Origin of the sequence: Streptomyces sp. NPDC038707 (genome assembly GCF_040636485.1) — a bacterium.
In the GTDB taxonomy this organism is placed as follows: domain Bacteria; phylum Actinomycetota; class Actinomycetes; order Streptomycetales; family Streptomycetaceae; genus Streptomyces.
In genome coordinates this window covers 1-3,469 of record NZ_JBEZUP010000084.1, presented here as the reverse complement: position 1 = coordinate 3,469, position 3,469 = coordinate 1, and the positions used below count along the sequence as shown (strand labels likewise).

At 71.4% G+C, this 3,469-nt stretch carries 4 protein-coding genes; 3 read left to right on the top strand and 1 reads right to left on the bottom strand.

What is annotated here, in order from left to right:
* Both AB0E62_RS39840 and AB0E62_RS39835 read left to right on the top strand, forming a co-directional pair.
* Window positions 1–95, top strand: a 95-nt coding sequence (locus AB0E62_RS39840) for an adenosylhomocysteinase (RefSeq protein WP_351034276.1), incomplete at its 5' end; no start/stop codon positions are given.
* Between the two features lie 160 nt (window positions 96–255).
* Window positions 256–870 (top strand): hypothetical protein, encoded by a 615-nt coding sequence (locus tag AB0E62_RS39835; protein WP_362205982.1) that lies wholly within the window; start codon window positions 256–258, stop codon window positions 868–870.
* A 37-nt stretch (window positions 871–907) separates the two neighbouring features.
* Here AB0E62_RS39835 and AB0E62_RS39830 read toward each other — a convergent pair whose 3' ends face one another.
* Complete coding sequence (locus tag AB0E62_RS39830; protein WP_362205979.1) at window positions 908–1,933, bottom strand: RDD family protein; 1,026 nt, start codon at window positions 1,931–1,933, stop codon at window positions 908–910.
* A gap of 143 nt (window positions 1,934–2,076) precedes the next feature.
* Between AB0E62_RS39830 and AB0E62_RS39825 the strand changes: the two genes are divergently transcribed.
* On the top strand, window positions 2,077–3,084 hold the full coding sequence (locus AB0E62_RS39825; protein WP_362205976.1) for a stage II sporulation protein M: 1,008 nt from the start codon (window positions 2,077–2,079) through the stop codon (window positions 3,082–3,084).
* Window positions 3,085–3,469 lie beyond the last annotated feature (385 nt).

Sequence of the window (3,469 nt, the reverse complement as noted above, 5' to 3'; positions counted from 1 at the left end):
TCGGCGTCAAACTCACCACGCTGCGCCCGGAGCAGGCGGCGTACATCGGTGTGGACGTCGACGGCCCGTACAAGCCCGACCACTACCGCTACTGAACCGGTGATCCCTTAGCCCGACCGCCGGGGGAGTGCTCCGACGCACCCACCCCGGCAGCAGGCTCCAGGCAGGCCCCCGCACCCCCGTGCCGGGGGCCTGCCCCGTTGGCTCCGGCCCGTGGCCCGCGGCCGGACCAGCCCCTCAAGACCCAGGACCCCCATGCCCCGCGGCCGTTATTCGCTTCACGATCCGCACGATCACACCCCCCTCGCGGAAGAGCACTTCCAGTGCGCCCCCGGCCCGTCCGGCTGGCGTTACGTCTCCCGGCTGACCGGCCCCGCCGGCGAGCACCGGGGCTCGGTCGACCTCGCCCTGGACGACCTCGGCCGCCCCCTCCGTCTCGAACTGCACGCGGGCGACTGGCAGGTGCGCGGCGCCGCCCTCGACGGCGTCACCTGGGTCCGCACCGACCCCACCGGCCTCCAGGCCACCGAAGGCAATGTGCGCGCCCACGCCTTCACCGGCACGTCCCCCGCGTTCCTCGTCGCCACCGCCCGGCTCCTGCGCCTCACCCCCTCGTCCGCGGCGACCCGCGTACGCCTCGTGGCCTTCACCGATCCCGTCCTCGCGCCCCGCACCGTGGACCAGTCCTGGGCTCTGGTGAACAGCGAAGCACACGCCACTGACAACGGCCCCCTGTCCGTGGACGAATACCAGGTCACGGCCCTGGACACCGGCGAACAGCACGCCGTCCACATCGCCGGCGACGTCGTCCTGGCCGCTCCCGGCATCGAGCTGGAGGACCTGGAGTCACCGCCGTCGCGCTTCGGCTGACCCCCGCACCACCGACGGCCCCGGATCCCGCGAGGACCTACGCGGGCGGCACGAACCCGGTGGCCGGCCGACCGCTCGCCGGCTCCTCCCGCCGCGGCCGGTCAGGGACGTGCGGAGCCGGCGCGGAGAACCCGCTCGGCTCCGATTCACCGGGCTGAAGACGGCCCTCCTGCGGGGAGAACTCAGGCCGGCGGGAGACCGGCGCGCCGGGCTGTCCCGCAGGCGGTACGAAGCCGGCGCCCGCCCGCCCCCCGTCCCCGACCACGTGCTCCCGGCCGTGGACCGCGACATCCCCGGCGCCGGCGACCGGCCCACCGCCGCCGAACACCTGCCGCGCCTCACGGGACTGCCGTTCGTGCACCACCGCCGCGAGAAAGGCGGCCGGAGGCAGATCCGGCGGCACCGAAGCACCCGTACGCCCCGCGAGGTCCGCCGCCAGCCGCTGCGCCATGCCCGCCGACACCTGCGGATCGAGCTGCTGCATCCGGGTCAGGTACTGCCGGACGGCAAGCCACAGCCCGTCCGGCACCGCGGACAGATCCAGCCCGGCGAACCGCCCCACAAGCCACGGAGGCGGAGGCGGCGCGAAACCGGTCCGCCCGGCGGGTACCCGCTCGCGCACCACCAGAGTGCCCGCGAACACATCGCCCAGCCGCCGCCCCCGCGCCGAGACCAGCGAGGCGATACACGCCACCACTCCGAACGTCATCAGGATCTCCACGACCCCGATCGCGCCCCTCACCAGTGCGTGCCGGAACCGGATCGGCCCCCCGTCGTCCCGTACCACCCGCAGCCCGAACGCCAGCTTGCCCAGCGAACGTCCGTGGCTGAGCGTCTCGACGGCTATCGGTCCGCCGACCAGCACCAGCAGGAACGAGGCGATCGACAGTGCCACCTGCGCGGCCTCGTCGAGCGAGCCCGTCGACGCCACCAGCACCACGGCCACGACGAGGTACGCGACCATCGCCGCCACCAGGTCGAGCAGAACGGCCAGCGCCCTGCTCGGCAGCTTCGCGGGCCGCAGTTCGAGCGCCACCGCCTCGCCGGTCACCAACTCACTCATGCCCGCCGTCCTTCCCTGGTCCGCCCCCTGATCAGCAAGTCTGCCAAGCTGAGGACGCATCGCGCCGCAGTACGACAAGCTGACAGCAAGCACGAGCATCCACGACGAGCCGTGGACGACCATCCGAGGAGCGGGCAGACCCGATGGACCTGGACGTGTTCGTCTCCGTACACCGAGCCGAATGGGACCGGCTCGACGCGCTGCTCCGCCGCCGGCGCCGGCTCACCGGTGCCGAGGCAGACGAACTCGTCGCCCTCTACCAGCGCACCGCCACCCATCTCTCCCTCATCCAGTCAAGCGCGCCCGACCCGCAGCTGACCGGACGGCTGAGCCAACTCGTGGCACGCGCGCGCAGCACCGTCGCCGGCGCCCGCCGCGCCTCGTGGCGGGACGTCACGCACTTCCTGGGCCAGGGCTTCCCGGCCGCCGTATACCGCGCCCGCCACTGGTGGGTGCCCACGGCACTCGTGTCGACCACCGTCGCCGTCCTGCTGGGCTGGTGGATCGGCACCCATCCCGAGGTGCAGTCGTCCATCGCGGCACCCAGCCAGCTGCGCGAGCTGACCCGCCCGGGCGGCGAGTACGAGACCTACTACTCCAGCCACCCCGCGGCCGCCTTCGCCGCCCAGGTGTGGACGAACAACGCCCAGGCGGCGGCGATGTGCCTGGTCCTGGGCGTCTTCCTGGGCCTGCCCGTCCTGTGGATCCTCTTCCAGAACATGCTGAACCTGGGTGTGGGCTTCGGCCTCATGTCCTCGGCGGGCCGCCTCGACACCTTCCTCGGACTGGTCCTCCCGCACGGCCTGCTGGAGCTCACCGCGGTCTTCGTGGCCGCGGGTACGGGACTGCGCCTGGGCTGGACGCTGATCGACCCCGGCCCGCGCACCCGGCGGGCCGCCCTGGCTCAGGAGGGTCGTGCGGCCATCGGCATGGCGATCGGCCTCGCCCTGGTGCTCCTCGTATCCGGCGCCATCGAAGGCTTCGTCACCCCCTCCGGCCTGCCCACCTGGGCCCGCATCGGAGTCGGCGTCGCGGCCGAGCTGGCCTTTCTCGCCTACGTCTACGTGCTCGGGGGCCGTGCGGCACGCGCCGGCGAGACGGGCGATCTCGGGGCGGCGGAGCGCAGCGCGTCCGTGCCCACGGCCGCATGACACCGCCGGATGTGCACTCGCCCCCGCTGAGCTGCTAGTCTCCTCTTCGCCCTGCAAGAGCCGTTGACACGGAAGGAGTGGGGAGGTAGATTCAATGAGTTGTCTGGAACTGGACAGGTTCACGGACAGTCGCTAGAATGTACTTGTTGCCACTTGAGGAGTCGTGTAACGACACCTGGGTGAGCATCCCCCGATTACTCAGAAATGAGCGCCGGTCAAACCGGCGAAAAACTTCTGATAAAGTCGGAACCGCCGGAAAGGGAAACGCGAGAGCGAGAACCTGGAAAGCACCGAGGAAATCGGATCGAGAAAAGATCTGATAGAGTCGGAAACGCAAGACCGAAGGGAAGCGCCCGGAGGAAAGCCCGAGAGGGTGAGTACAAAG

Coding starts and splice junctions, on each gene's coding strand:
- AB0E62_RS39835 (WP_362205982.1), top strand. CDS start 256: ATGCCCCGCGGCCGTTATTCGCTTCACGATCCGCACGATCACACCCCC.
- AB0E62_RS39830 (WP_362205979.1), bottom strand. CDS start 1,933: ATGAGTGAGTTGGTGACCGGCGAGGCGGTGGCGCTCGAACTGCGGCCC.
- AB0E62_RS39825 (WP_362205976.1), top strand. CDS start 2,077: ATGGACCTGGACGTGTTCGTCTCCGTACACCGAGCCGAATGGGACCGG.